The sequence below is a fragment of the Nocardia sp. 348MFTsu5.1 genome (assembly GCF_000383535.1).
Taxonomy (GTDB): Bacteria; Actinomycetota; Actinomycetes; order Mycobacteriales; family Mycobacteriaceae; genus Williamsia; species Williamsia faeni.
On sequence record NZ_KB911518.1, the window covers coordinates 124812 to 151465 of the forward strand.

Annotated in this window: 27 protein-coding genes and 1 tRNA gene; 16 read left to right on the plus strand and 12 right to left on the minus strand. The window is 60.5% G+C overall.

Annotation, left to right across the window (positions count from 1 at the left end; translation table 11 throughout):
- Positions 1–32: 32 nt before the first annotated feature.
- Positions 33–1526, minus strand: a complete 1494-nt coding sequence (locus H290_RS0118930) for a class I adenylate-forming enzyme family protein (RefSeq protein ID WP_028463382.1) — start codon at positions 1524–1526, stop codon at positions 33–35.
- 240 nt (positions 1527–1766) lie between these two features.
- Here H290_RS0118930 and H290_RS0118935 point away from each other — a divergent pair, with 240 nt between their 5' ends.
- The 10 genes from H290_RS0118935 (at position 1767) to H290_RS0118980 (ending at position 11433) form a co-directional block, all read left to right on the plus strand.
- Positions 1767–2090 carry a hypothetical protein gene (locus H290_RS0118935; protein ID WP_020108400.1) on the plus strand — a complete coding sequence of 108 codons (324 nt, stop codon included), beginning with the start codon at positions 1767–1769 and terminating at the stop codon, positions 2088–2090.
- A gap of 85 nt (positions 2091–2175) precedes the next feature.
- Positions 2176–3489, plus strand: a complete 1314-nt coding sequence (locus tag H290_RS0118940; protein ID WP_051122112.1) for a CaiB/BaiF CoA-transferase family protein — start codon at positions 2176–2178, stop codon at positions 3487–3489.
- 1 nt (position 3490) lies between these two features.
- On the plus strand, positions 3491–4690 hold the full coding sequence (locus tag H290_RS0118945) for a CaiB/BaiF CoA-transferase family protein (RefSeq protein ID WP_020108402.1): 1200 nt from the start codon (positions 3491–3493) through the stop codon (positions 4688–4690).
- Positions 4691–4734: 44 nt separating this feature from the next.
- Entirely contained in the window at positions 4735–5505 is a 771-nt protein-coding gene (locus H290_RS0118950) for an SDR family NAD(P)-dependent oxidoreductase (protein ID WP_020108403.1), read from the plus strand.
- 62 nt (positions 5506–5567) lie between these two features.
- Positions 5568–6989, plus strand: coding sequence for an aldehyde dehydrogenase family protein (locus tag H290_RS0118955; protein WP_020108404.1), 1422 nt, complete (start codon positions 5568–5570; stop codon positions 6987–6989).
- Between the two features lie 57 nt (positions 6990–7046).
- A complete protein-coding gene (locus tag H290_RS0118960) occupies positions 7047–7448 on the plus strand; it encodes an SRPBCC family protein (RefSeq protein ID WP_020108405.1) in 402 nt (133 codons plus the stop codon).
- On the plus strand, positions 7445–7873 hold the full coding sequence (locus H290_RS0118965; protein WP_020108406.1) for a Zn-ribbon domain-containing OB-fold protein: 429 nt from the start codon (positions 7445–7447) through the stop codon (positions 7871–7873). Before H290_RS0118960 ends, H290_RS0118965 begins: the two co-directional genes overlap by 4 nt.
- 2 nt (positions 7874–7875) lie before the next feature.
- Positions 7876–9036 carry a thiolase family protein gene (locus H290_RS0118970; RefSeq protein ID WP_036519551.1) on the plus strand — a complete coding sequence of 387 codons (1161 nt, stop codon included), beginning with the start codon at positions 7876–7878 and terminating at the stop codon, positions 9034–9036.
- Between the two features lie 27 nt (positions 9037–9063).
- Positions 9064–10008, plus strand: coding sequence for a zinc-binding dehydrogenase (locus tag H290_RS0118975; RefSeq protein WP_020108408.1), 945 nt, complete (start codon positions 9064–9066; stop codon positions 10006–10008).
- Complete coding sequence (locus H290_RS0118980; protein ID WP_020108409.1) at positions 10009–11433, plus strand: MFS transporter; 1425 nt, start codon at positions 10009–10011, stop codon at positions 11431–11433. It abuts the gene before it with no gap.
- Between the two features lie 2 nt (positions 11434–11435).
- On the opposite strand, the gene H290_RS0118985 is transcribed toward H290_RS0118980, so the two are convergent.
- From H290_RS0118985 to H290_RS0119005, 5 genes are all read right to left on the minus strand, one after another.
- A complete protein-coding gene (locus H290_RS0118985; protein WP_020108410.1) occupies positions 11436–12194 on the minus strand; it encodes an SDR family NAD(P)-dependent oxidoreductase in 759 nt (252 codons plus the stop codon).
- 57 nt (positions 12195–12251) lie between these two features.
- Positions 12252–13070 (minus strand): SDR family NAD(P)-dependent oxidoreductase, encoded by an 819-nt coding sequence (locus tag H290_RS0118990; RefSeq protein WP_020108411.1) that lies wholly within the window; start codon positions 13068–13070, stop codon positions 12252–12254.
- Positions 13071–13856, minus strand: coding sequence for an SDR family NAD(P)-dependent oxidoreductase (locus H290_RS0118995; protein WP_028463386.1), 786 nt, complete (start codon positions 13854–13856; stop codon positions 13071–13073). It lies immediately after the preceding gene.
- Between the two features lie 10 nt (positions 13857–13866).
- Complete coding sequence (locus H290_RS0119000) at positions 13867–14844, minus strand: nitronate monooxygenase family protein (protein ID WP_028463387.1); 978 nt, start codon at positions 14842–14844, stop codon at positions 13867–13869.
- A 74-nt stretch (positions 14845–14918) separates the two neighbouring features.
- Complete coding sequence (locus H290_RS0119005) at positions 14919–15647, minus strand: SDR family oxidoreductase (RefSeq protein ID WP_028463388.1); 729 nt, start codon at positions 15645–15647, stop codon at positions 14919–14921.
- Between the two features lie 258 nt (positions 15648–15905).
- Here H290_RS0119005 and H290_RS0119010 point away from each other — a divergent pair, with 258 nt between their 5' ends.
- Both H290_RS0119010 and H290_RS30325 read left to right on the plus strand, forming a co-directional pair.
- Positions 15906–16742: a mycofactocin-coupled SDR family oxidoreductase gene (locus H290_RS0119010; protein ID WP_028463389.1), complete on the plus strand. Its 837-nt coding sequence runs from the start codon at positions 15906–15908 to the stop codon at positions 16740–16742.
- A gap of 98 nt (positions 16743–16840) precedes the next feature.
- Positions 16841–17050, plus strand: coding sequence for an FAD-dependent oxidoreductase (locus H290_RS30325; RefSeq protein WP_155976933.1), 210 nt, complete (start codon positions 16841–16843; stop codon positions 17048–17050).
- Between the two features lie 568 nt (positions 17051–17618).
- On the opposite strand, the gene H290_RS30860 is transcribed toward H290_RS30325, so the two are convergent.
- Positions 17619–17822 carry an AlpA family transcriptional regulator gene (locus tag H290_RS30860; protein ID WP_081631640.1) on the minus strand — a complete coding sequence of 68 codons (204 nt, stop codon included), beginning with the start codon at positions 17820–17822 and terminating at the stop codon, positions 17619–17621.
- Positions 17823–17939: 117 nt separating this feature from the next.
- On the opposite strand from H290_RS30860, the gene H290_RS0119030 reads away from it, so the two are divergent.
- Both H290_RS0119030 and H290_RS29230 read left to right on the plus strand, forming a co-directional pair.
- Entirely contained in the window at positions 17940–18509 is a 570-nt protein-coding gene (locus H290_RS0119030; protein ID WP_028463390.1) for a helix-turn-helix transcriptional regulator, read from the plus strand.
- Between the two features lie 299 nt (positions 18510–18808).
- Complete coding sequence (locus tag H290_RS29230) at positions 18809–19810, plus strand: site-specific integrase (RefSeq protein WP_231373751.1); 1002 nt, start codon at positions 18809–18811, stop codon at positions 19808–19810.
- A gap of 27 nt (positions 19811–19837) precedes the next feature.
- On the opposite strand, the gene H290_RS0119040 is transcribed toward H290_RS29230, so the two are convergent.
- A tRNA-Leu gene (locus tag H290_RS0119040) sits at positions 19838–19914 on the minus strand.
- Between the two features lie 141 nt (positions 19915–20055).
- Between H290_RS0119040 and H290_RS0119045 the strand changes: the two genes are divergently transcribed.
- Both H290_RS0119045 and H290_RS0119050 read left to right on the plus strand, forming a co-directional pair.
- Positions 20056–20685 (plus strand): ANTAR domain-containing response regulator, encoded by a 630-nt coding sequence (locus tag H290_RS0119045; RefSeq protein WP_020108421.1) that lies wholly within the window; start codon positions 20056–20058, stop codon positions 20683–20685.
- Positions 20686–20894: 209 nt separating this feature from the next.
- Complete coding sequence (locus H290_RS0119050) at positions 20895–22217, plus strand: ABC transporter substrate-binding protein (protein WP_028463392.1); 1323 nt, start codon at positions 20895–20897, stop codon at positions 22215–22217.
- Between the two features lie 91 nt (positions 22218–22308).
- On the opposite strand, the gene H290_RS0119055 is transcribed toward H290_RS0119050, so the two are convergent.
- The 4 genes from H290_RS0119055 to H290_RS0119070 are packed head-to-tail and all read right to left on the minus strand — an operon-like array spanning position 22309 to position 26496.
- Positions 22309–23145, minus strand: a complete 837-nt coding sequence (locus H290_RS0119055) for an ABC transporter ATP-binding protein (RefSeq protein ID WP_051122114.1) — start codon at positions 23143–23145, stop codon at positions 22309–22311.
- Positions 23142–24269 (minus strand): ABC transporter ATP-binding protein, encoded by a 1128-nt coding sequence (locus H290_RS0119060; protein WP_036519556.1) that lies wholly within the window; start codon positions 24267–24269, stop codon positions 23142–23144. The genes H290_RS0119055 and H290_RS0119060 overlap by 4 nt, the downstream gene beginning before the upstream one ends.
- Positions 24262–25251: a branched-chain amino acid ABC transporter permease gene (locus H290_RS0119065; protein WP_020108425.1), complete on the minus strand. Its 990-nt coding sequence runs from the start codon at positions 25249–25251 to the stop codon at positions 24262–24264. The genes H290_RS0119060 and H290_RS0119065 overlap by 8 nt, the downstream gene beginning before the upstream one ends.
- 3 nt (positions 25252–25254) lie before the next feature.
- Complete coding sequence (locus H290_RS0119070; protein ID WP_020108426.1) at positions 25255–26496, minus strand: branched-chain amino acid ABC transporter permease; 1242 nt, start codon at positions 26494–26496, stop codon at positions 25255–25257.
- Positions 26497–26654: the final 158 nt, after the last annotated feature.

The following is a 26654-nucleotide window of genomic DNA, read 5'->3' on the forward strand; positions in this document are numbered from 1 at the left end:
TCAATGCCGATCGACAGATCGACAGATCGATCTCAGGGTGTCGTCGTGAGGTCGGTGACCAACTGATTCCGCAGGAGCTTTCCTGTTGCGCTATAGGGGAGTTCGGTGGCGAGGATGAACTGGTCAGGTGTTTTCGAACTGCGCAACCGGGTTCGAACGAACTCGGTGAGGTCTTCGGCTGTGATTCTTGCCGGCTCGACGAGGACCACCACGGCAACAATCCGCTGTCCCCACTCGTCGTCAGACATTCCCACTACTGCCGCTTCGCGGACTCCGCTGTGGTCGAGCAAGACCGACTCGATCTCGTGTGGGGCAATGTTCTCACCGCCCCTGATGATCGTGTCATCGAGGCGGCCTTGCACGAAGAGGTAGCCGGCCTGGTCGAGGTATCCGCCGTCTTTCGTTGGGAACCACCCGTTCTCATCCAAGACAGACCCCTGCTCGGTGTATTCGCCTGACACCTGAGGTCCACGAACCCAGATCAAACCCTGTGCACCGGGCGGCAGCAGATTGTCGTCGGAGTCCCGGATCTCCACCTCGATTCCAGGTACCGGCCGACCCACTGATTCAAGTCGGGCGAGCGCGTCGGGCTCGCTGCTCTGCACGGCGTCGCGGTGATCTTGCGGACCGAGGAGTGCAATGGTCGAACTCGTTTCAGTCAAGCCGTACGCGTTCACGAAATCCGCGGTGGGGAACCTCTGGAGCGCCTTTTTCAGGACGCGTTGAGAGACTTTCGCGCCGCCATAGGCCAGTCCTGTCAGCTTGGGGAGTTCCGCCTGCTGACCTTCGAGCTCGTCGACGATTCGGCTGAGCATTGTAGGGACCACCATGGCATTTGTGACCGACTCCTCGCGGGCAACGCGTAGCCATTCAGCGGCGTCGAAATCGGGAAGGTAGACCACGCGCCGTCCTGCGTAGAGGTTGCTGATCACCGCGCCGATCGCCGCAACGTGGTAGGGCGGCACTGTGGTCAGCGTGGCGTCGTTCTCATCCGCGGACCCGAATTCCACGGTTTGCAGAACGTAGTTGACGAGGTTCGCGTGGCGCAGCCGAACGCCTTTGGGGCGCGAGGTGGTTCCGCTTGTGAACAGCACCACGGCCGTCTCGTCATCGTCTACCTGCTTGTTGAAGAGTGGCTCTAATCCGGCGATCTCACGCAACCAGGTGTCTGAACTGATCGTGTGGCTCCGCGATTCGAACTTCTCCAGGTACCGCGGGTCCGATATGAGCAGCGGATTTCCGAGTGCCTCGACCTGCTCGTGAAGTTGTTCATCGGACAGTCTGAAGTTGAGCGGAGTGAACGGTATTCCGGCCATCGCGCAGGAGAACATGACCGTGGGAAGAAGTGACCCGTTCAGCCCCAAGTAGGCGACGTTGGATGCCTCGCGTTCTATCAGCCATGCAGCACCTTGACCGGCGCGTCGGTGCCACTGCTCGAACGATGTGCGTTCGCCGTTCGCGTCGGTGAGGGCCTCGCGGGGGCCGTATGCACTTGCGGCCATCTCCAAGATCATTCCCAGAGGCATGATTCTCCTAATGTCGTATGTGGTCCCCGCATCGCGCAGACCAGGTTGTGAACTGGGTTACAACTAAAGTACTCTACTGGTAGAGTAGTTGTGGAACCGGTTGAGTCAACTCGATCAACGGAACTGCCGCAGGTTGCGAGTGGGGCCGAGTGACGAAAAGCTGCCGTGGAAGCCATTAAGCCTTCTACAGTGACTCTAAGGGTGAACTAAATATTCGGCGAGTAGATAACGGAGAAGTTGATGACGGATCGGACTGTATCGGTCTTGAAAGCCGGTCAACGGTTGGCCAGCACGGTCTGCGAAACCCAGGTGATCGTGATCAAGACGTCCGGACAGCTCAGCCTTGAGTGCGGTGGGTATCCGATGTCGGACGACCTGGCAGCACCGGCGGACGGCGCACCGGTCGACGGACTGGATGGCGGAACACTGATCGGCAAGAGGTACACCCTGCCGGACAGCGACGCAGTCGAGGTCATGGCGACACGTGGGGGCGCCGGAAGTCTAAGTATCGGCGGCGTTTTGCTGACTCTCAAAGAGAGCAAACCGTTGCCCGCTTCGGACTGATTGCGCCTCCATTGCTTTACTGCCAAAGATATTGCAGCGCAATGGAAACCCAAGTCGGAAACCAACAAGTTCTAAGGATGCTGAAATGCATACACGTGTGCCAGAAACCGGTCGATCCGCAACCGCGCGGCGAGAGCGTGGGCAGGGACCGCTCGCGGGTATCAGGATCGCTGATTTTTGCTGGGTGGGAGTCGGCGCGCTGGCCACACGATTCCTGGCGGACTTCGGCGCTGAGGTCATCAAGATCGAGGATCGCACCCGACTCGATCTGACCAGGAGGATGCCGATCTACAAGGGGGACACCAGCCGGGCGATGAGTCAAGAGGTTGCCGGCGCGAGCCCAAACATGAGTGGCCACTTCAACAACTACAACCGGAACAAACTCGGCGTGACCATCAATATGAGGACGGACGAGGGTCGTTCGCTCGTCCGGCGGCTGATCGCGAACAGCGATGTCGTGACCGAGAATTTCGCGCCCGGAATCATGGAGCGGTGGGACCTTGCCTACGACGCACTACTTGAGATCAAGTCGTCGATCATTTCGGCGCGGATGAGCGGTTTCGGGCATTCGGGACCGGACGAGTCTTACCGGAGTTACGGACCGGTGGTGCAAGCTGTTGGCGGACTGACCTTCTCGAGTGGTCTGCCGAATCGCGAACCGTCGGGATGGGGAATGTCGTATATGGACAATCAGGCCGCGTACAACGCCAGCGCCGCAATCTTGATGGCGCTCTACAATCGCGCGCTCACCGGTGAGGGAACAGAGGTTGATGTTTCTGCTCTGGAAGCTTCGGTCCACCTCATCGGGCCGGCCCTCCTCGACGCAGAGGTGAACGCGACAACCTTCCGGGGTTCGGAGTTCCCGCCAGGTAATCTCCTCGAGTTCTCCGACGCGGCACCTCACGGTGTCTACCCGACGTCCGACCCCGACCGCTGGGTCGCCATCGCGGTGTTTGATGACGCAGAGTGGGACAGGTTCGCCGATGCTCTGGGACGACCGCATTGGATCGATGCACCAGAGTTCGCCGATCAGTCCTCGCGACGCGCGGCGTTCGTGAGTCTGGACCAGAAGGTTTCGGAGTGGACGGCTACCCGGAGCGGCCACGATGTGGCGGATCTGCTTCAGCACCACGGAGTTCGAGCTTCCTCGGTGCAGGATGCCGAGGACGTCGTCGATCACGATCCTCAGCTCGCACATAGAGGTCTGTTCGTTGAAATGGATCATCCTGAAATAGGTGTAGCGCCTTTCGAAGGAACTCCATTTCTTGCGAGCTCGACCAAACCGGTGCATTGGCGATCCTCGCCGCTGCTGGGCGAGGACAATGAGTACGTTTTCAAGGAGCTACTACAGATGCCTTCGGAGCAATACGCTGATCTTCTCGAACGTGGGGTGATCTGAGATGGACGCACAACGGCCGTATGAGCATCTCAGAGTGGTGGAGTTCGCGAACAATGCCGCGGGCGAGTTGGTCGGCAAGTTGTTCGCCCAGATGGGCGCAGACGTGATCAAGATCGAACCTCCGGAGGGATCGCCGAGTCGCCACATCGGCCCATACGTCCGCGACCAAGAGGATCCCGAACACAGTCTCACGTACTGGCATTACAATGTGAGTAAGAAGAGTGTCGTTCTGGATGTGGTGTCAGAATCCGGCCGCGACTGCCTCGTCACTTTGCTCCAAGATGCCGACATCTTCGTTTTCAGTGGGCATCTCGCGGAATTTCGTGAACTCGAACTGTCAAGCGAACTGCTGGCAGTGCTGAACCCGCGGTTGGTCAGCGTGGTGATCACTCCCTTCGGACTCACCGGTCCGTGGTCCGAAATGAAGTCATGCGACCTCGTTTCATTCGCTGCCAGTGGCGTGCTGGCGAACTGTGGCTACGACGACCACTCGATTCCTCCGATTCGTCCAACAGGAAATCAAACCTTCCACACTGCTGCAAGTTTCGCGCACTCGGCGGCCTTGCTGGCATTGATTGGCCGACTCAAATCCAATCGCGGCGACTTCATAGATCTCGCGGTACACGACTCCATGGCCATCACCGTCGAGTTGGCAAACGCCTATTGGTTCTACCCCGGCGTGAAGATCGGACGCCAGACTGCTCGCCTTGCCTCTCCGACACCGACGGCACCCGCACAATTCGTGTGCGCCGACGGCAGGCACGTAGTGCTTGTGTTCATTCTCAACGAGCAGAAGGCGTGGACAATCATGCTCGAATGGTTGGACAGCCACGGCCTTTCGATGGATCTCGTTGACGATGCGTACCTGGACCCGACATTTAGGCAAAAGAATTTCGCACACATCCAGGAAGTACTTGAGGTCTTCTTCCTAATGATCGATGCCGAGACCGCATTCCGCGAGGGGCAGAGCCGCGGAATGCCGATCGGTGCAGTCTATTCTCCGGAGGAAGTGCTCGACATCGAGCACTTGCGCATACGTGAGTTCTTCAGCGAGGTCGACTTCGCTGGCGCTGCCGGAACTCGAACCCCGGGTGCGCCTTACCGGTTCTCGGCCTTTGATGAACGTCCGCCGGCGAGATCACCTCGTCTCGGCGAGCATACTTCCAGGGTGCTGCTGGCTACGACATCCGTTAACCGATAACACAATTCAGTCCTCGATTGGGCTCTTCTAAGGAGATCGAAAGCATGACAGATCCAGCACTCCCGAACTTCTCGCTCGAGGGTAAAGTTGCGCTCATCACGGGTGGCAGCCGTGGCCTCGGTCAAGCAATGTCTCGTGGCTTCGCGGCGGCAGGTGCCGAAGTTATCGTAGCGAGCCGCAAGGCAGAAAACTGCGAGAAACTTGCCAACGAACTTACCGAGAAGTACGGACGCCGAGCCCTGGGAATTGGTTGCCACGTCGGCAAATGGGATGATCTCAAAAATCTTGCAGACGTTGCGTATTCCGAGTTCGGCAGGGTCGATGTGCTCGTGAACAACGCAGGTGTGGCTGTACCCTACGACTCACTCGAATCGATCACCGAGGAACTGTATGACAAGACGTTGGACGTCAACCTGAAAAGCGTGTTCCGGCTCAGCACTTTGATAGCCAAGCGGATGTCCGAGGGTGCCGGCGGGTCGATTCTGAACATCAGTTCCATCGGTGCAATCCACCCGACGCCGATCGCAATGCCTTATGTCGCTGCGAAGGCGGGCGTGCTCAACCTCACCCAGTCTCTGGCCCGGGCCTACGGTCCCAAGGTGCGGGTGAATTGCATCATGGCCGGTCGTTTTCGGACGGACATCAGCAAGGCTTGGGATATGGAGCAAGTACTCGAGGAGGTCAAAGGCACGACACTGCAGCGTCTTGGCGAACCGGAAGACGTGGTCGGTGCGGCCTTGTTCTTCGCCAGCGACGCGTCCTCCTATGTGAGTGCCGCCAGCCTGAAAGTCGATGGGGGCGAAGTCTATCCGTGATTCGGAGACCGGCGCGAAATCCATTACGTAACACTTGGAAACAGCACTGAAAGGTGATTCAGATGTATCAGCGCGATCAGCTCTACATTGACGGAAAATGGACAACACCTACGGGGACCGACACCCTGACGATCAAAAACTCGGCCACGCAGGAGCCCATAGGCGTTGTCACCCTGGGAACTTCAGTCGATGTCGAGCGGGCGGTGGAGTCTGCGGCGAACGCCCAACCAGCCTGGGCTGCATTGAGTCCAGACGAGCGAGCGGGCTATTTGTCGGCCGTGTCCGAACAGCTAAGTGCCCGGATGACGGAACTTGTCGACCTGTTCTGCCAAGAGGTCGGGATCATTCGACCCCAGGCCGAGGCGTTCCAAGGGTTGGCAGCGAGCCTCTACTCCAGCTATGGCGAACGGGCGAAAAGGTTCGAATGGACGCAACAGCTGGACAACTCGACTCTGGCGTTCGAACCGATCGGTGTGGTCGGTGCGATCACTCCGTGGAACTTTCCATTGCTGCTGATGTCGATCAAGGTAGCTCCGGCCTTGGCAGCCGGCAATACGGTGGTTCTCAAGCCCGCGGAGATCGCCCCACTCACGGGATATCTGCTGGCCGAAGCAATCGACGCGGCCGGGTTGCCACCGGGCGTGTTCAACCTAGTCATCGGTACTGGCGCCGAGGCGGGGGAAGCGCTCGTGACCGACCCGCTGGTTGACATGATCTCCTTCGTCGGATCGACTGCGGTCGGCAAGCGGATCAGTGCACTCGCGTCGGAGACGGTCAAGAGGGTGTCGCTCGAACTCGGTGGTAAGTCCGCACTCGTGGCGCTAGAGGATGCCGACCTGGAGGCAGCGATACGTGCCGGGATGGATTCGGTCACCACAGCCAATGGTCAGGGTTGTGCATGCCTCACCCGGGTGATCGTGCCGCGCGGACAGCTCGAAGCAGCGGTCGGGCTTGCCGAGAAGTATCTGGCAGGCATCAAGGTCGGTGATCCACAAGAAGCCGGCACAACTGTCGGGCCGATGGCCTCTGAGGCGCACCGCAAGCGCGTCGAAGGCTATATCGAGACCGGCATCTCCGAGGGGGCCCGGGTAGTCGGCGGTGGCCCGGGACTACCAGATGGGATCGATGCCGGAAACTTCGTGCGGCCAACAGTCTTCGTCGTGGACGACTCGAAGGCGACAATCGCGCAGGAAGAAATCTTCGGACCGGTCCAAGTCATCATCCCGCACGACGGAGAGGCCGATGCCATCCGCATCGCGAATGACTCCGTCTACGGTCTGGCGGGCGCGGTCTATGGCGCGGACGTTGTCCGCGCCGAGCGGGTCGCCCGAGCCCTTCGAACCGGGAAGGTTGACATCAACGGGATCACCTTCGACCCGGACGCGCCTTTCGGTGGATACCGCCAATCCGGAAACGGGAAGATGTACGGCGACAAAGGTTTCGAGGAGTTCCTGGAGATCAAGACACTTTCGAAGCTCTCCTGAGAGCACGCGGTCCGGCGAGCAGACGGACCACATCAGCCACACGAGTTTGGAGAAGAGATGGCATCGATCTACAAATCAGCTGATCTATCAATCACGCCCGAGCAGGCGTGGGACTTTGTTGACAAGTTCACCAGGTCCGAGGTCCATGTCTTCTCAGGCGCCTCCGCGGAGCGCCAAGAGGGTGACTACAGAGTCGTGACAGACCTGGAGGGCAATGAGGTCTGGGAACTCGGTGTCGCAGTCGATCCGGAGCACCGACGCGCGACCTATACCGTTCCGAACCTGTTCGGAGCAACATTTCACGCCGCGTCGATGCAGATCTTCGAGAAGGACGGCCCAGGATGCAAGCTCGTGTGGATCACGGACGTCCTGCCGAACTCATTTGCCGACGAATACGGCGAGTTCTACGTTGGGTTGTTCGATGATCTGGTGAACGCAATCGAGAAGAGTGTGCTGTGACCGCACCGCCCACCGTCGCGAAACCGGTTCCGCAGCCGGCCTTCGAGAGCGTTGAGTTCTGGGCGGCTGCCCGGGAGCACAAGCTGAAAATCCAGCGGTGTACCGAAACTCTCAAATACATCTATCCACCTGATGCGGTCTCGCCGTGGACAAGGCGGGAAACCCTTGAATATGTCGAGGTTTCAGGTAGAGCCACCCTCTACAGCTATGCCGGTCTGAACCAGGCGTTCCACGCCGGATTCGCTGATGACCTACCGTATGTCATCGCGCTCGTCGAACTCGAAGAACAACCGGGTCTGCGGATGATCACCAACATCATCGGCACCCCACTCGAAGAACTCTCGATCGGGTTACCGCTCATGGTCGATTTCGAAGACCGTGGCGACCAGACCATCCCCATTTTCAGAGTTTCAAAGGACATGTGACCATGGGTTCCCTCTCACGCGATGTCGCGATCGTCGGCGTCGGCTTTTCACCTTTCAGCCGACGCGGGCTCGACGATCCACGCAAGCTGGCGTACCTCTCCTGCACCGGCGCACTGGCAGATGCCGGGCTGGCGGCCGAAGACATCGACGGCATGTACCACTACCGCTTCGAAGACGACATCCCCACGCACGAAGTCGCCCGGATGCTCGGCATGAACGATCTGGCCGTCTGGGGTGACCTTTCGCCCACCACCGGCCCTTCCGGACTGGTAAGCGCAACCGAGGCGATCATGGCGGTTGCCTCCGGAGCAGCCGAAACCGTCCTGGCTCTGAGGTGTATGACCCGGGCAACCGGATACGCCGGTGCCGTGTCGACGGAAAATGCCCCCGTCCGTGGCGCAGAGCAATATCTCGCGCCGTACGGGTGGGCAGGTGTCCTGATGGGCATCGGAATGCGGAAGCGACGCCGTTTGATCGAACTCGGTGGTAGCGAGGAGGATTACGGCCACGTGGTCCTCAATGCGCGGAAGTGGGCCGCACTCAATCCGCAAGCTGTTCTGCGTGACGAGATCACCATGGACGACTACATGAGCGGTCGGATGATCGCGGACCCGTTGAGGGTCTTCGACTGCGACTACCCGGTAAACGGGTCGGTCGCGGTGATCGTGACGACGGCGGAACGTGCCAGAGATCTGCAGCAGACACCCGTACTGGTCGACGCGATCGCGTACTCGAACGGCGTCAACCCGGATACCCGCTGGATCTTCGGAGACGACTTCCTGTACGGGGGCACGAAGTTGTGTTCGGACCGTCTGTGGTCGCGGTCCCAGTTCACGGCGGCAGATGTCGACACGGCGCAGCTCTATGACGGATTCACGCATTTGGCCATTGCCTGGGCCGAAGCGCTCGGACTCTGCGGGGATGGCGAGTTCGGCGACTGGATCGACGGTGGACGAACGATCGGCCCCGGCGGGAAGATGCCGATGAACACCAGTGGCGGGCACATTGCCGAGGGCCGGGTCCATGGATTGCAGTTCCTTGCCGAAGCGGTGGTCCAGTTGAGAGGACAGGCAGGCCAGCGACAGGTGCCTGGTGCCAAAGTCGCAGCCGTGACGAATGCCGGCGGGCCACAGAACGTTGCGATGGTCGTCAATGTCGCATGATTGGATCGAGAATGTGCGGAGGCGCGAATGAGGGCCTGGCAATTCACCGACACAGGAAACCCCCTCGAACTGGTCGAGTGGCCTGACCCGGAGCCTGCACCGGGAGAGGTGTTGATCGACATCAAGGCATCGGGATTGTGCCATTCGGACGTCTCGGCCATCGACGATCCGGCCTGGCTGGGTTACTTTCCGCGGCGGCCGATCGTACTCGGGCACGAGCCCGCCGGCGTGATCACGAAGTTGGGCGACGGAGTGACCGACTGGATGGTCGGAGACCGGGTCGGCGCCCCATCAGGTGACCCACCAGGATTGGGCTATTCGCGCGACGGGGCATACGCGGAACGCATGGTCGCGCCCGCCGGCCATCTGGTTCGGATTCCCGACAATGTCGGCTTCGCTGAGGCAGCGGCCGGAACAGATGCCGGCAACGTCTCACATCGTGCTGTGGTCACGGTCGGTCGCGTCACAGCTGGTGAGCGGGTGGCGATCGTTGGCGTCGGCGGCCTCGGTCAGATAGGCCTGCGCATAGCTCACCTGGCCGGCGCCGAGGTGTACGCCGCTGAGATCAACCGAGAAGTCTGGTCGATCGCGGAAGCGGCGGGTGCGAGACGTGTCGTGGCCGACATCATCGACCTCGCCGACGTCGGGCTCGACGTGGTGATCGATTTCGCGGGCTTCGGCTCCACGACCGCCGGTGCGATCGAGGTGTTGAAGCCAGGCGGGCGTCTCGTTCAGGTGGGGATGGGCACCTTGGAGGCGACCATCAACACGGGCGCACTGATAGTCAAGCAGCTGAAAGTACTTGGCTCGCAGGGTGGCGGCATCGACAATCTGACCGCGGTTTACGACCTTTATGCGCAGGGGTTGCTCCGCCCGGTTCTCTCGAGCATCGATTTCTCCGAGATCGGCACCGGACTCGAACGACTCAAGAACGGTGACGTACGCGGCAGGCTCGTTGCCGTGCTTCCATAGGTGGCCGGCGCTGTCGTAGCCGGCCCGAACAGGCTGAGCGCGATCCTGTGCCTGGGCGGACTGTTGGCGTCCTTCACACACACGCTGGTCATCCCAATCGTCGGCAGACTGCCTGTCTACCTGAATAGTTCGGCGCAGGACACCTCGTGGGTCGTCACTGCGACTCTTGTTTCGGCGGCCGTCGCAATGCCGATTTCCGGGCGCTTGGCCGACATGTACGGTAAACGCCGGATCATCCTCGTAGCCCTCGCCGCCATGGTTGTCGGCTCGGTGGTCTGCGCGTTGTCGGTATCGGTCATCCCCATGATCGTCGGCAGAGTGCTGCAGGGTGCGGCGACCGGTGTGATTCCATGTGGCATCAGCCTATTGCGGGACAAGTTGGCACCCGCGCGAGTACCGGGAGCAATTGCAGCCATGTCCGCCACCTTGGGCGTCGGTGCGGCTCTGGGTCTGCCCACGGCAGCGTGGGTGAGTGAACAATTCAACTGGCATGTGCTTTTCTGGATCTCAGGTGTCCTGGCGGTCATCGTCTTCCTGCTCACGCTCTTCTTCGTCTCCGAGACCGATATCCGATCACCGGGCAGATTCGATTTCGTGGGTGCTGTCGGCGTGGCGGCGGCGATGGTTGGGCTTTTGTTGGCTCTGAATAAGGGTTCGTCGTGGGGCTGGTCGAGTGTCGGTTTCGTCGCCCTGACGGTGGGAAGTATTGTGCTGCTGGGGTTCTGGAGTCTATATGAGCTTCGGGCGCAGTCACCATTGGTGAACCTCCGGGTCGCAGCGAGACCTGTCATCGTGCTGACCAACTGCGTCGGAGCACTCACCGGATTTGCCTGGATCATGATGAATCTTTCGGGACCACAACTTCTCCAGAGCCCGGAAATACCCGGTGTCACCGACTTCGGAATGGGTGAGAGTCTGTTGGCCGCAGGTCTGTACATGGCGCCAGGCGGTATCACCATGATGTTGCTCTCGCCTGTGTCCGCCAAACTGAACGTTTCGGTCGGGCCCAAGGCAAGCCTGCAGCTGGGCTCGATCATCGTCGCCGGTGGATTGCTACTTGCGGCGATCCTGATGAATGAGTCCTGGCAGGTTATGCTGGCCGGCATTGTCGTGTCGGCCGGGGTGGGAATCGGATACTCCGCGATGCCTGCCCTGATCATGTCGGCGGCCCCAATTCAGCAAATGGCTGCGGCAAACGGGCTCAACGCCCTCATGCGAACGATGGGAACGGCGACGGGGTCAGCGTTGGTCGCCACGATTCTGGCAACGTCGGTGGTCGAGATCTTTCCGGGGCACGAGATCCCAGGGGAGTCGTCGTATCGACTCACTTTCCTGGTCGGCGCTGCGGCAGCCTTGATCGCGGCAGGGCTGGCAACTGCGATCCCGTTTCCAGCCCGAGCTGCGCTACGTGCAGTCCGGACGTGATTTCATACCACCGTCTGCCCGTTGTCCACCGGGATCGTGAGGCCGGTGATTGATGCGGCGTCCTGAGATGCCAGGAACATCACCGTTCCGACCACGGAATCGGCGGTGGCGAAACCGGGTAGTGGACTGTTGGATTCAAGGGTCTTTCGAAACTTGACAGGGTCATGTTGGGCTGCGATGAACGATTCGAGGAGAGGCGTAACGCAAGAACCGGGCGCCACTGCATTGATCCTGATGCGGTGCTCGGCGTATTCGGCGGCCGACGAGCGAGTGAGCCCAGTGATACCCGCCTTCGCGTACGTATAGGGAGTGATTCCCTTCACCCCGATCAGGGCCGCAATGGATACTGTGTTCACGATGCTGCCACCGTCGGGATTCGTCAGCATCGCGGCGATTCCCGCCCGCAGGACGTTGAAGGCGCCGTCGCCATTCACCCGGCTGACGCGCTGCCAGTTGAGATCGTCAGTTTCGTGAAGAGCCTGAGGCTTGTCGTCGATACCGGCGTTGTTGAATATGACATCAACCCGTCCGTACCGACCAACGGTCTGTTCAAAGGCATCTGCAACGGCCTCTGCGTCGACAACGTCCAGGGTGATCGCTGTTGCATTCGGTAGGTTTGAAGCGATGTTTCGGGCTCCGTCATCGTTGAGATCAACGACGACACAGTTGGCGCCTTCGGAACTGAATCGCGTCGCAGCGAGGGCTCCGAAACCTGAAGCAGCGCCGGTGATAAAGACCGTCTTGCCTTCAAATCTGTTCATGCTGTCTACTACCTTCACTCGAGATCGAACAAACGTCACCGGGTCGCAGACTGACCCTCAGTTGAGAACCAGCCCGCCGTCGACAAGGACTTCAGTGCCGGTGACGTACGAAGAGTCGTCAGACGCCAGGAACAACGCAGCACGTGCAAACTCTTCAGCGGTCCCCAGGCGGCGCAAGAGTTGCGCCTTCGAAAGGCTCTCGAGCATTGCCTCGCCGTCGGTGACGCGATGGGCGAGGAACTGTCGCAACATAGGAGTATCGATGAGCCCCGGGCTGATCGAGTTGACACGGATCCCTTTAGGGGAGAGCTCGGCAGCGAGCGCGCGGCCCAACGCGATCACGGCTGCCTTCGAAGCAGTGTAGGCAGCCAGATTTGGGAGGCCGTAGGATTCGTGCGCTGCTGCAGCAGTGGTGTTCACAATGGATCCAGAACCCGCTTCGATCATGATCGGTGCGGCAATCTGGCACGCCCAGAAGACACCGTTGAAGTTCGTCGAGAACAGTCTGTCGATTTCGGCGCTCGATGTTTTGGCGAGAGACGAATGGGTTCCGTCGTATGCGGCGTTGTTGAACAGCACATCGAGTCTTCCGAAACTGCTCATGTGGGATTCGATGAGCGCCGCAACCTCGCCTTCGACTGAAACGTCTGTCGGCACAAAGTTGGCCTCGCCACCGAACTCTCTGATCGCGGCGGCCACTGCCACGCCCTGACCGGTACGCCCCGCGATCGTCACCTGCGCGCCCTCGCGTGCAAACAGAATCGCGGACGCTTCACCAATTCCCGACGTGCCGCCGGTAATGATCGCAGCTTTTCCTGCAAGCCTCATGTGTGACTCCTTGGTCAATTTTACGTTGGTTTGGTCGGGCCAGTTCATTTACTGATTGGTGTAGCCCCCGTCGATCGGAATCACGGTTCCGGTCACGTAGGCTCCGGCGCGGCTGGCCAACCAGATGACCGGGCCGGCGATGTCGTCCTGCGTTCCAGGCCGTCCCATCGGTACGCCGCGGGTGATCAGCCGGTCGTATTCGGCCGGGTCATCGAAAAGCCAATTGGTCATCTTCGACGAGAAGTAGCCGGGTGCTATGACATTGACGTTCACGTGACCGGCGGCGAGTTCCTGTGCAAGGTGTCGAGAGAATTGGTGCAGGCCAGCTTTTGCGGCCGAATAGGCGAACGCCTCATGTTTGGGTGTGCGAATGCCGTCGCCCGAGCCGATCGTGATGATGCGCGCGGGGTCAGCGGCAGTTGCTCCGCGCCGCAGTGCGGGTGACAAGCCTTGCACCAGAAGGAAGATGGACCTGATGTTGAGGTCGAACACCTTGTCCCACCCTTCCACCGGATAGTCGGACAGCGGGGCTGTCCAGGTTGTGCCGGCATTTGCGACCAGGATGTCCAGCGAATCCTGGTGCGCCTCGAAAGTGTCGACGACGAGGCGGCAGCCCTCTACAGTCGCCACATCAGCAGAGAGCGCAACAACCTCGGCCCCCTGCGAAGTGAGTTCGTCGGCCAACTGGTTGCAGACAGCTGCGGTCCGTGACACCACGTAGACCTTCGCCCCCGCTTCAGCAAGCCCTCGGACTATGAGCTCGCCGATCCCACGTGAGCCGCCGGTCACGAGCGCTACTTTGCCTCGGATCGAAAACAAGTTTTCCTGTGTCATCGGCCTACGCTCAATGGGTGAGGCCAGGAAGCCTGGTGGATATCAGTGCTTCAGCCTCTGCCATGATCGTGGCGACCACCCGGGCGCAGGAGTCGATCTCGAAGATCAGACCCTGTGCTTGGCTCGCCCACCACATGCCGCCGTCCATGTCGCCTTTGCCGAGGACCTCCGCACGTCCTCGTGCACCGGAGGCGAGGTGCGCAATGTCTGCGAAGGTTGCACCCGGACGACTTGAGATCGCGACGATCTCCTCGGAGACCGAATTGCGGGCGACACGAGCGGTGTTTCGAAATTGGCGGAAGACAATCTGCGTCGAGCGCTCGTCGTTTGCAACGATCTGTCGCTTCACGTTGTCATGAACCGGTGCTTCGGTCGTGGCCACGAATCTGGTACCCATGTTGACCGCCGACGCACCGAGCGCAAGTGCGGCGACGAGTCCGGCGCCGTTGGCGATGCCACCTGACGCGATGATCGGAATGGTCAGTTGTCTCGCGGCGGCGTTGATGAGGACCAGTCCTGGAACGTCGTCTTCGCCCGGGTGGCCTGCGCACTCGAAGCCATCGATACTGACCGCATCGACACCGAGCTTCTCAGCCTTGACTGCGTGACGAACGGCCACGGCCTTGTGGACGACCTTGACTCCTGCGGCCTTGAGGGCGGGTAGGTGGGGTGCCGGATTCGCTCCGGCGGTCTCCACGATCTTGACCCCACCATCGATGATGGCATCTCGATACTCATCGTAGGGAACGGGATCGATGGTGGGAAGAATGGTCAAGTTCACGCCAAAAGGCTTGTCGGTCAACGATTGGGTTCGGGCAATTTCTTTGGCGAGCGCCTCCGGTGTTGGTTGCGTCAACGCCGTGAGGAAGCCGAGCGCACCTGTGTTCGCCACGGCGGCAATCAGTTCGGCTGTACCAACTGCCGTCATGCCTCCGCAGACGATAGGGTGTTCGATTCCGAATGTCTCTGTGAAGGCGGTCTTAAGCATGTTGGGCAACTCTCTGTGTCGATTGATGGTGGCGGCGCGTCCGCATGGCCATCCGGTGTCTTGTCGCGGTCAATTCAGTAGGGGCCCGCAAGATCCCCACCGTCGGCGATGAAGTCTGCGCCGGTCGAATACGACGATTCGTCGCTCGCGAGGTAGACGACCAGATTAGAAATCTCAGAAGGGTCACCCGCTCGGCCTACAGGCCCGAAGTGTGCACTGAAGTCGCCCACGGCGGTCATCGGAGTGGTGACCACGCCCGGACAGACCGAGTTGACCCGGATCCCACGGCTCCCCAATTCGAGTGCGGCCGAGCGGGTGAAGCCTCGAAGCGCCCACTTGGTCGCCGTGTAGCCGTGCATGCCCCCTTGTCCCTGGAAGCCGGCGCCGGAGGCGATATTGATCACCGACGACGGGGCAGAATCGGTGAGTGCTTGAAGCGCCGCGGTTGTTCCGATGAAGGGACCGGTGATGTTGACGGCAAGCATTCGATCCCAGTCGGCGCGCGTGTACTCTCCGAGCCAGGCGTGCTGGACGATCCCGGCATTGTGCACAAGCACGTCGAGTTTGCTGAAGTGATCCAACGTTCGAGCGATCGCGGCTGACCAGCTTTTCTCATCGGTCACATCGAGGTGGACGTAGAGCGCACCGGGACCGATGTCGGCTGCCAGTCGGTTTCCGACTTCATCTTGGATGTCTGCGATGACGACAGCACCACCGTGAGCGACAATCGCTCTGCAGTGCGATTCACCCATCCCTTGCGCGCCGCCGGTCACAAGGGCGACCTTTCCAGCCAGTCGTGCCACCGATACCTCCGGGAGATCGCATAATAGTCGTAGAATATTTAGTCGTGTACACAACTATATACACGGCGTGTGGGGGGTGGAGGCGGATTTAACATCTACGTAGCATCGGGATGGCCGGTCGTGCTGTAAGTGAGGTGTACCCCATTGACGCACAAAAGGTCTAGTAATAGAGTTCTTGTGGAGGCTGGCATCGAGGCCGGCACAAGCGAGACCCGATTTCTGCAAGTTTCGGTCGGTGCTCGAGCGAAAGGTGATGCAGTGGGTCAGTTCGCCGGGAAAGTCGCACTTATCACTGGTGCCGCGCGTGGTCAGGGACGTGCACACGCTGTGCGGTTGGCCGGAGAAGGCGCGACGATAGTTGCACTCGATCTGCCGGCCGAGTCAGTTCTATCGGTCGGCTATCCATTGTCGACGCAATCGGATCTAGACGAGACGGCGCGACTAGTCACGGAGACTGGCGCACGGGTGTTGCCACTTGCTGTCGACGTGCGTGACCAAGGCGGTCTCGATGGCGCCGTCACCTCTGCTTTGTCCGAGTTCGGACGCATTGACGTGGTGTGTGCCAATGCCGGGATCGCCCAGCGACCGGGAAACGCCTGGGAGATCACCGACGCGACGTGGAACGACGTGCTCGACGTGGATCTCACCGGCGTCTGGCGAACCCTCAAGGCGGTGGTCCCCTCGATGATCGAGCGAGGTGAAGGTGGTTCGATCGTCATCATCGGTTCATCGCTTGGGATCAAGGCGCAGCGCAACCTGGCGGCCTACGTCGCCGCCAAACACGGCGTCACCGGGTTGATGAAGGCTTTCGCGCTAGAACTGGCTCCGCACCGAATCCGGGTCAACTCGGTCAACCCGTCGTCGGTCGCCACCGATATGTTGCTGAGTGACAAGTTGTTTCGGCTCTTCCGCCCCGATCTGGAGTACCCGACTGCAGATGACTGTCTTGATGCTTTTCGCTCGCTGAATGCGTTGCCTGTTCCGTGGGCAGAACCGGAAGACATCAGCGCCGTCGTCTCCTGGCTCGCGTCAGACGAATCCCGGCACGTCACCGGAGTCGCCTTGCCTGCTGATGCCGGGGCGACGATTCTCTGAATCACTTTGTGCTGCTGCGAAATCGGTCGAACGCGACCGTGGCGACCAACCGCAACAACCGTAGGTACGCCGGCAATCAAATCGAAAACGAGGTAGGCATGAGTGACGCAGTGGTAGTGGTCGGGGTCGGGTTGGGTGGTGCACGGATTGTCGAGGATCTGCGATCGAGGGGCTACCATGGCGAACTGGCCCTGATCGGTCGCGAATCCCACGTTCCATACGATCGGCCCCCGTTGTCGAAAACCGTGTTGACAGAACGCCTGGATCGGGTGGATCTCCATCCGGATGGCTTTGACGCGGACAACTAGGTCGACCTCCGAATCGGCACCAGGTTGACTGCGATCGACCCCGATGCCCACACCATCACGACCGAACCGGTCGACGGGAATGAACTGGAAAAGTTGTCGTATCGTTCGCTTGTCTTGGCGACAGGTCTCGAGCCGCGAACCCTTGCTTTCGCCGAGGGCAGGACCGGCGTTCACGTATTGTGAACGATCGATGACGCCTATGCACCACGGGCGCAATGTGAATCGGCCGTGACCGCAGTTGTAATCGGAGCCAGCTTCAATGGTTGCGAAGTGGCGGCGAGTCTGAAGGCATACTCACGAATCCGCAAGGCGTCAACGCCAGCAAACGCGCAATAAGGGGCTCTGCTTCAACGTGTAACGCATTGGTGAGGACGCCACTTGGGCCATTCGTCAGCCGCTTGCATGAAACGGTCCTCAACTTCGCTTCTGGTGCTTTGCGGGGGTCCGTTTGCGGCTGGATGCATTTGGCTGCATCTGGGGACTCGGCCTTGGGATCGAACTCGGTCCATCAGAAGGCAACGACATCAAGGCGCTCACGATCCGATTCCGCCGGTTTGCCAGCGAACGGTTACGCAGCGCCGCCTCCCCTCGTGGTGGCCACTTCCTGTTCACCCAACCACCGTTCGATCTCGCTGCGGCGGTAGAGAACTCGGGACCCAGCGCGGAATGAGGCAGGACCCTGATTGGCGTGACGCCAGTACCTCAGGGTCGCCGCCGGCAGGAACGGCCACTGTTCGCTGACTTGGTTGGTTGTTAGAAATTCGTCTGACATCGTGCCCCTCCTGGCTGTCGACTGATTGTGCGATTCGGTGTTGCATGACGAGTCTCTGATGAATCAATTCGAGCGTGGCACTTGTTGGTGATGCTGTCAAGCATTACGGTGGCAAATATGAATCAAGATGAGGCTGAGGGCGGTCAGACTTTTCCTGCGGCGATGCGCCGGGGACGCCAGGCGTTGGGTCTGAGTCAGCGGGCGTTGTCGCAGAAGCTCACTGAGCTGGGTGTGACCATCGACCAAGCGGGCATAACCCGAATGGAAAGCGGGCAGCGCGAACCGAGGCTGTCGGAGGCGGTGGTGATCGCGGAGTATCTGCAGTTCGATGTCTTGCAGGTTGACCACGACCTACCCAATGTCAGTTACTACGGTGCAATGCAGAAAGCCACGCAACGGTATTTCGATGCCCGAACGGCGGTAGCGGATTACCTCCATGCGGCGAAATATGCTGCCACGCAATACAAATTGTGGGAACTTGGTGATCCTTCGTCCGATGATGACGGCGAGTTCCTTGCCCACACCGCCACGTTGCCAGGTTCCGAGAAGACCTACGACGCGAAACCTGTTGACTTCAACGATCTGGACTGGGACTGGAGCGTTCCGTATCTGACCAACCTGCTGCGCGGGCTGTCGCCGGAATCGGACCTGGCGAAGAATCTGGGCGACAGTAGCGGCGCCGTGTGAAGACGTTGTGAGCGTGAGGATTGCCAGTGAGCGACGAAACTTCGGAGGGTGTAGCGCCGAGCGATCGAGTTGCTAGACGTTCGCGTGCAGGTCAACGTCGAGGCCGCCGAGCGGGTGTCGCGGATCTTTGGCTCACGAAGGACAAGAAGACTCGAACCTCAAGGTATGGCCGAGGCATGCGTTGGCGCGCTGTGTATGTCGACCCGTCCGGCGCCGAGTACACGAGGGCATTTCGGACCAAAGCTGACGCTCAGGGTTGGCTCGATAGCAACACCGCAGCTATGGTCGCCGGGACGTGGGTGGAACCTGGCAAGAGCAAGGAGCGGTTCGAGACCGTCGCTGAACGTTGGATGCTGAGTAAGGCTGGGTTGAAGCCGAAAACGTTTGCGGGCTACCGAAGCTTGCTCGACACCGTGGTGCTACCTCGGTGGGAAGATGAGCGACTGGTCGACATCGATTTCGCGTCCATCCAAACCTGGGTCAGTAGCCTCAGCGGCGTTGGTGGAAGCTCGAGATTTGTTGACAGGGGATTGTCTCCATCGAGGGTGATTCAGGCGCACCAAACACTCTCAGCGGTACTGAAATATGCGGTCAAGAGTGGCTTGCTGATGAGAAATCCGGCCGACGACGTCGAACTCCCGCGCCGAGGGGAAGCCGAGCATGTCTATCTCAATCACCTGCAGCTTCTTCAGCTGGCGGAGGAGTGCCGGCAGTTCAAGTCGTTGGTGTTGGTCCTCGGATACTGCGGTCTGAGATTCGGCGAGGCGATAGCACTCCGTGTTGGTGACGTCGACCTGGACAAGGGGAGGATCCGAGTCCGACGGTCGGCGACGCACGTAAGCGGACAGGGATACGTGGAAGGTACGACCAAGAATCATTCGTCTCGCACCGTCCCGGTGCCGACGGTCGCCCTGGAGCCTTTGCGTGAGCAGATCGGCAAGCGATCGGTCGGCGGATTGGTATGGCCGCCGACCGGCTCGACTAAGTGGCTGACCATCGGCGCATTGAGGTGGGTTTTCGACCCCGCAGTGAAGCGGTGTGTGGAAGCCTCGCCGGCGTTCCCAACGATCACCCCGCATCAACTGCGGCACACCTGCGCGTCGCTGGCGATCAGTGCCGGCGCGAACGTGAAGGTGCTGCAGACGCTGCTGGGGCACAAGACGGCGACGATGACATTGGATCGTTACGGGCACCTGATGCCGGACGATCTGGACGAAATTTCCAAGGCAATGGACGCTGCAGCTGAAACTGCTGCGTACCGTCTGCGTACCGGGATTGAATCGAACGATGGTGAAGAGTAGTGAAACTACCTCTGACCTGTGCGAATGTGGTGCCCCCGGTCAGACTCGAACTGACACTGGACGGGTTTTGAATCCGTTGCCTCTGCCAATTGGGCTACGGGGGCTCGTCGCAGAAGTCACTTTAGAGGACAGGCCTCACGCCAACCAAACCGGTACTGTTGCTTCACATCGAGGCGGGGAAAGCAGTACGGGTTGCTGCTGGTTCTTGCCTGGTGACCGGGCAATTTCAATGTGGAGGTGGACTGATGGCGACAACGGACGCGATTGCAGCCAAGAGTGGGGAGTCGGTTACCTCGACGTGCCGGGTTCTGGTTGCCGAGGACGACTCGCTGATCCGGATGGATCTGATCGAGATGTTGCGGGAGGAGGGCTACGACGTCGTAGGGGAGGCCCCGAATGGTCAGGTCGCTGTCGATCTCACCGAAGAGCTCCGACCCGACCTGGTCATCATGGACGTCAAGATGCCGATCCGCGATGGCATCGACGCCGCGGCCGAGATTGCTCGCAAGCGGTTGGCGGCCGTGGTGATGCTGACGGCGTTCAGCCAGCGTGAGTTCGTTGAGAAGGCGCGTGATGCCGGAGCGATGGCGTACCTGGTGAAGCCGTTCACCAAAGCGGATCTGGTGCCGGCGATCGAGGTCGCGGTCAGTCGCTACAACGAACTTCATGTTCTTGAACGAGATGTCGCCGACCTGACCGAGCGGCTCGAGATCCGCAAGTTGGTGGAGCGGGCCAAAGGCATCCTGATGCAGTCCCACGCCTTCACCGAGCCCGAAGCGTTCAAGTGGATTCAGCGCGCGGCCATGGATCGCCGAACCACGATGAAGGCCGTCGCCGAAGTGGTGATCGAAACCCTCGGTCCCAAGCCGAGCTGATTTCGGGCAGAACGCTTTTCGCGTGGATCAACCCGACGTTGAATGACCGAGGTCTCGAAAAGATCACGGCATGAGATCCAAGCGGCTCTAGTTTCACGAACGTTACTCGTGGGCAACACGTTGGCGCTAGCTTTACCGAAGCAAGCGTCGGTCGTATGCGTCGTCGATGGCGCGCCACGTTTTGCGGATTCACCGCGAGGAGAATATTGATGGCTCACAGATATCTCTTGAGGGGAACGGTTGCCCTGGCAGTTACCGCCTTGGCATTGGCCGGATGTAGCAGTGACGATGATTCGGATGAGGCATCGTCGTCGAGTGGATCGTCGACCACAGCCGCAGATTGTGGTGACAATGTCCCCCAGGCACAGCCTGGTCCGGTGAGCACGGCCCCCTTGAAGATCGGCACGCTGCTTCCGGCGACGGGCTCCCTGGCATTCCTCGGACCGCCCATGTTTGCCGGCACCAAGCTTGCAGTTGAGGACGTCAACGCCGCCGGTGGCGTGCTCGACAAGCCGGTCGAAGAGGTCGACGGCGACTCGGGCGACACCACCACTGACACCGCGAACTCCACTGTCGACCGCGAACTCGCGGCCGGCACCCAGGTGATCGTCGGTGCGGCATCGTCCTCGGTCTCGTTGAAGGTGATCGACAAGATCGCCAGCGCGGGTGCGGTTCAGTTCTCGCCCGCGAACACCTCCGATGAGTTCACCTGCTACGCCGACCAGGGCATGTATTTCCGTACCGCTCCTGCCGACACACTTCAGGCGCAGGCCCTCGCACAGGTCATTGCCGAGGGTGGCGCCCAGCGCGTCTCCATCCTGGCGCTGAACGACCCGTACGGCACCGGCCTGGCCGACAACACCGTCGCCGACCTCGAAGCTGCCGGCATCCCGTCCGACCAGATCCAGAAGATCATCTACGACCCGAACGCCCAGTCGTTCAACGCTGAGGTCGACCAGGTGAAGAACTTCAATCCGGACGGAATCGCCGTCATCGGCTTCGAAGAGAGCGCCAAGATCCTCACTCGCATGAATGAGGTGGGAATTGGACCGAAGGACAAGCTCGTCTTCGGTGTCGACGGCAACATGGGTAACGCACTGGGTGAGGCGGTGGGTCCGGGAATCCTCCAGGGGATGAAGGGCACTACACCGCTGACCAAGGTGGGACCGGATTTCGAAGCTCGGCTCAAGGCCGTCGATCCCGGCCTGATCGACTTCAACTACGCCGGTGAAAGCTATGACGCCGTGGTGATCTCGGCACTTGCCGCAGAGGTGGTGAAGTCGACCAACGGTAAGTCGATCGCCTCGGCGATCAACGAGGTGACCAAGGACGGCACCAAGTGCACCACGTACGAGGAGTGCCTGGCACTGGTCAAGGCCGGTACCGACATCGACTATGACGGTGTCACAGGCGAACTGAACTTCGTGGCCGCCGGTGAACCGTCGATCGGTTCGTACGGTGTTCTCGAGTTCGACGCCGACAACAAGCTGATCACCCCGACAGCCGACTACAAGGTGGTCTCCGACAACTGATCGCAAATAGCGACAGTTACACAACCCAATAGGAAGGGGCCCAGGTCGAAAGACCTGGGCCCCTTCTCTGTTGCTGGTTTCGCCTGTACTGCTACTTCTTCTCGGAGCTGCCCGCGAGTGTTCCCAGGTACAACTCGATGATCTTGGGATCGTTGGCGAGATTGATGCCGGTATCGGTGTAGGCGTTGCGGCCCTGGTCGAGCACATAGCCACGATCGCAGATCTGCAGGCAACGGCGGGCATTTTGCTCGACGAGTACGACCGAGACCCCGGTCGCGTTGATCTTCTTGATCCGGATGAAGACCTCGTCCTGGAACATTGGTGACAGACCGGCCGATGGCTCGTCGAGCAGCAGCACCGAGGGTTCCATCATCAGGGCACGGCCCATGGCCACCATCTGGCGTTCACCCCCGGACAACGCACCGGCTTTCACCTTGCGCCGCTCGGACAACAGCGGAAACAACTCCGACACGAACTCGAATCGCTCGTTGAACTTCTTGGGGCGTAGGTAGATCCCCATCTCGAGGTTTTCTTCGATGGTGAGCGCGGCGAACACATTGAGAGTCTGTGGCACGTAACCGACACCTTTGGTGACGAGCACGTGGGCCTTGGCCGACGTGATGTCGTCGCCACGCAGGGTCACCGCGCCGACCCGAACCGGGATGAGTCCGAAGAGTGACTTGAGGAGGGTCGATTTGCCCGCGCCGTTGGGCCCGATGATGCCGACGATCTCACCGTCGTCGAGGTAGAAGTTGCAGCCTTCGAGGATGTTGATGCCGGGCAGATAGCCTGCGGTGATGTCGTCCGCTCGGAGCAAAGCATTGACTGCTTGTTTCTGGTGGACCTCGGGGGTTGCAGCCAGCTCAGCGTGGGTCAACTCGCGATCTGGCTGTGCTCCACCAGATTTCGACAAACTGGGCCCGCTCATACCTCGTCCTCTCGGTCCGGGTTCTTGGGTCGTTCTGTGTCACCGGGCTTTTCGTCGGATCCGGGAACGATCGGTTCAGACAGATCGCCACCGGCCTGCAGGGTTTCTTCGATCGCGGCCTCGACCTTTTCGGCAAGCAGCGCGGTTTCGCCTACGGGGTTGCCCTCGTCGTCGAACTCGAGGGCCTGATCGTGATGGCCGCCGAGGTAGGCGTCGACCACCGCGGCGTTGTCGCCGAGTCGGTCGGGGAGTGATTCGGCGATGACCTTGCCCTGCGCCATCACCACAACCCAGTCGCTGATGTCGCGGATGACGTCCATGTCGTGTTCGACGAAGACCACACTCATGCCTTCGTCTCGCAGCGACTTGATGTGTTCGAGCAGGCTCTGGGTGAGCGCCGGATTGACGCCGGCCATCGGCTCGTCGAGCATGATCGCTTCCGGATTGGTCATCAACGCGCGGGCCATTTCCAGCAGTTTGCGCTGACCGCCGGAGAGCGAGCCGGCATAGTCGTCGGCCTTCGTGTCCAATTTGAACCGCTTGAGCAGTTCGTATGCGCGCTCGGTGGTTTCGGCTTCCTGTTTGCGCCACATCCACGGCAACAGCGCGGCGAACATGTGCTCACCCGTTTGATGTCGGGCACCGAGCCGGACGTTGTCGAGCACCGACAACTTCGACAGGGCCTTGGTCAACTGGAAGGTTCGAACCATGCCGTTCCGGGCAACCCGGTGTGGCACAACCCTTCCCATCTGGTGGCCGTTGAGCGCCCAGGTTCCCGTATCGGGTTTGTCGAAACCGGTGATCAGATTGAAGAATGTGGTCTTGCCGGCTCCGTTGGGGCCGATCAAACCGGTGATGCACCCGCGCTGGATCTCCAAATGCTCGACATCTACGGCCTTGAGGCCACCGAAGGTGCGGGTGATCCCGTCGATCGAGATGATCGGATCGGGTTTGGCCGAGCCCGGCTCCGGTGACACCGACGCGAAGATCGCGGCACGTTCCGCCGCAGAGAACGTCTTGAGTTCGGCCAGCGTGGCCGGGACGGCGTCTTTGGTCAGGGTGATCGACTCGCCGGTGGGCACACCGTCGGAGGGGTCGGGTTTCAGATGACGTCCATCAGGCATCGAGCTGCACCTCCCGCTTGTTACCCAGGATTCCTTGCGGTCTGAATACCATCATCAGCGCAATCGCCAATCCCAACAAGACGTAGCGGATGGCACCGACCTGCTGCTGGGACAGATCGAACCAGGCGTCGGGACCGGTGGTGACCTGCCGGAGCAGGACATCGGGTATCGCAAGCAGGAACCAGAACAGCATTGCGCCGACCACCGGACCGAAAACCGTTGCGGCACCGCCGAGAATCAGCGCTCCGTAGGCGAAGAACGTCTGTGCGGTCGAATAGAAGTCGGGGTTGACCGATTGCGTCTGTATCGCGTTGTAGACGCCGGCAATACCGCCGATGCAACCGCCGAGGATGAGCGCCTGCATCTTGTAGAAGTAGGCGTTCTTGCCGAGTGAGCGAGCGGCGTCCTCGTCCTCACGAACCGCCTTGAGCACCCGACCCCATGGACTGCGTACGAGCAGCCACACCAGCAGACAGAGCAGCAGCACGATCGACCAGCCGACGACCATCGCCCACAGATCGGTGCCCTGGAACTTCACGCCGAAGTACGAGTACTGCTTGCCGTTTTCGAACGGGTTGTATTCGAAGAACCCGCCGGCGTAGCCGAAGATGCCATTCGTGGAGTGGGTGAAGTCATCGGCCGCGGTCGAGCGGAAGACCAGTCGCAGGATCTCCGATGCGGCGATGGTGACGATGGCCAGATAGTCCGCCCGAAGACGCAGGGTGGGGAAGCCGAGGACCAATGCCAGGACACCCGCGGCGATGATGCCCACGAGAGCGCCGATCCACAGTGGCTGGTCGTAGTTGTCGGCCATGATGCCGACGCCGTACGCGCCGAGCAGCGCAAAGCCGATCTGGCCGAAGTTGAGCAGTCCGGCATAACCGAAGTGCAGGTTGAGGCCGATGGCCAGGAGGGCGTAGAAGATGGCCGACGGGCCGACCAGTTGGGCAATCGAGATCTGAAGTGCCGAAATGATATCCATGTGTCAGCCGATCCTCGCTTTGGACCCGAGAATGCCCTGGGGTCTGATGGTGAGAATGACGATGAGGACCAGAAGGCCTCCGATGTATTTGAGGTCGGGATCGATCCAGTACGTCGACACCTGGACCAGCAGGCCGACGATCACACAGCCGAGCAATGCGCCGTAGGCCGTACCGAGCCCGCCGAGCGTGATGCCGGCAAACATCAGCAGCAACAGTTTGAATCCCATCTCCCATTGGACACGTCCGCCGAGTTCGGACATCGCGAGGAGTACGCCGCCGAGTGTGGCCAGCCCACCGGCCAACGTCCACACGAACAGGATCACACGGTCGACGTTGATGCCCGAGGAAGCCGCCAGGTCCTTGTTGTCGGCGACCGCTCGCATCGCCTTGCCGATACGCGTCTTCTGCAGCATCAGCGCCACCAGGAGCAGCACGACGAGGCTGATGATGATGCACCACAGGTTGACCGGCGTGATGGCGAAGGCGCCTGATCCGATCTGCTTTTGCACCTGGTAGTCGTCGAACGGTTCGGCGCGATCGGAGAAGAAGATCAGAATGAGGTAGCGCATGATCAGCGCGAGACCGATCGAGATGACCAGCATCGCGATCAAGCCCGATCGTCGCTTTCGTAGCGGTCTCCAGATGGCCAACTCGTTGAGCATGCCGATCCCGATTCCGGCGATGATCGCCAGGATCGTGGCAGGGATGAGCTGGATGCCCAACTTCACGTTGAAGAACCAGGCCACGACCGCACCTAGGGTGACCAGTTCACCGTGCGCGAAGTTGGTCAGGCCGGTGGTGCCGAAGATCAGACTCAGACCCACACCACAGATGGCAATGATCAAGCCGAACCGCAGGCCGTCGATCGTGAGCCGGGTGAGTTCCTCGGCCGGGGAGACCTCGTTGCTCTTTCTCTCCTCGCCGAACAGGAAGATGACGGGGCGTGGCGATCCCGGCGTGACCGTGACCTCGACGGTGTCCCGCTGGACCTCGACCCCACTCGGGACCGTGGATGCCACGATGCTGACGGAATAGTTGCCCGGCGGCACGAACACTTCCCAGGCGCCGGTCGCTGCGGAGACGGTCGACTCGACAACCGCACCGGCCGGATCCTTCGCATCGATCTGGACGCCGGCAACGGGTTCAGAACCGTTCCGCAGTGTTCCGAACACTCGGACGGTGTCATCGGCGGGAGCCTCTGGTGCCGCGGCGGCCAGGCCGGAGCCCATCAGACCGGCGAACATGAGTGAGATCAGCAGGCCGAGTAACGCCGCCGCACCCCCTCTGGCTCCAAAGACCCGTATCCGTTGAGCAGGATGGGGCATCACGCGTGCGTCCTCCCGAATATGGTCGGCGCCCGGCAGTCTGCCGAGCGGCGGAAAGTCATCTTTGCGGACTCTAT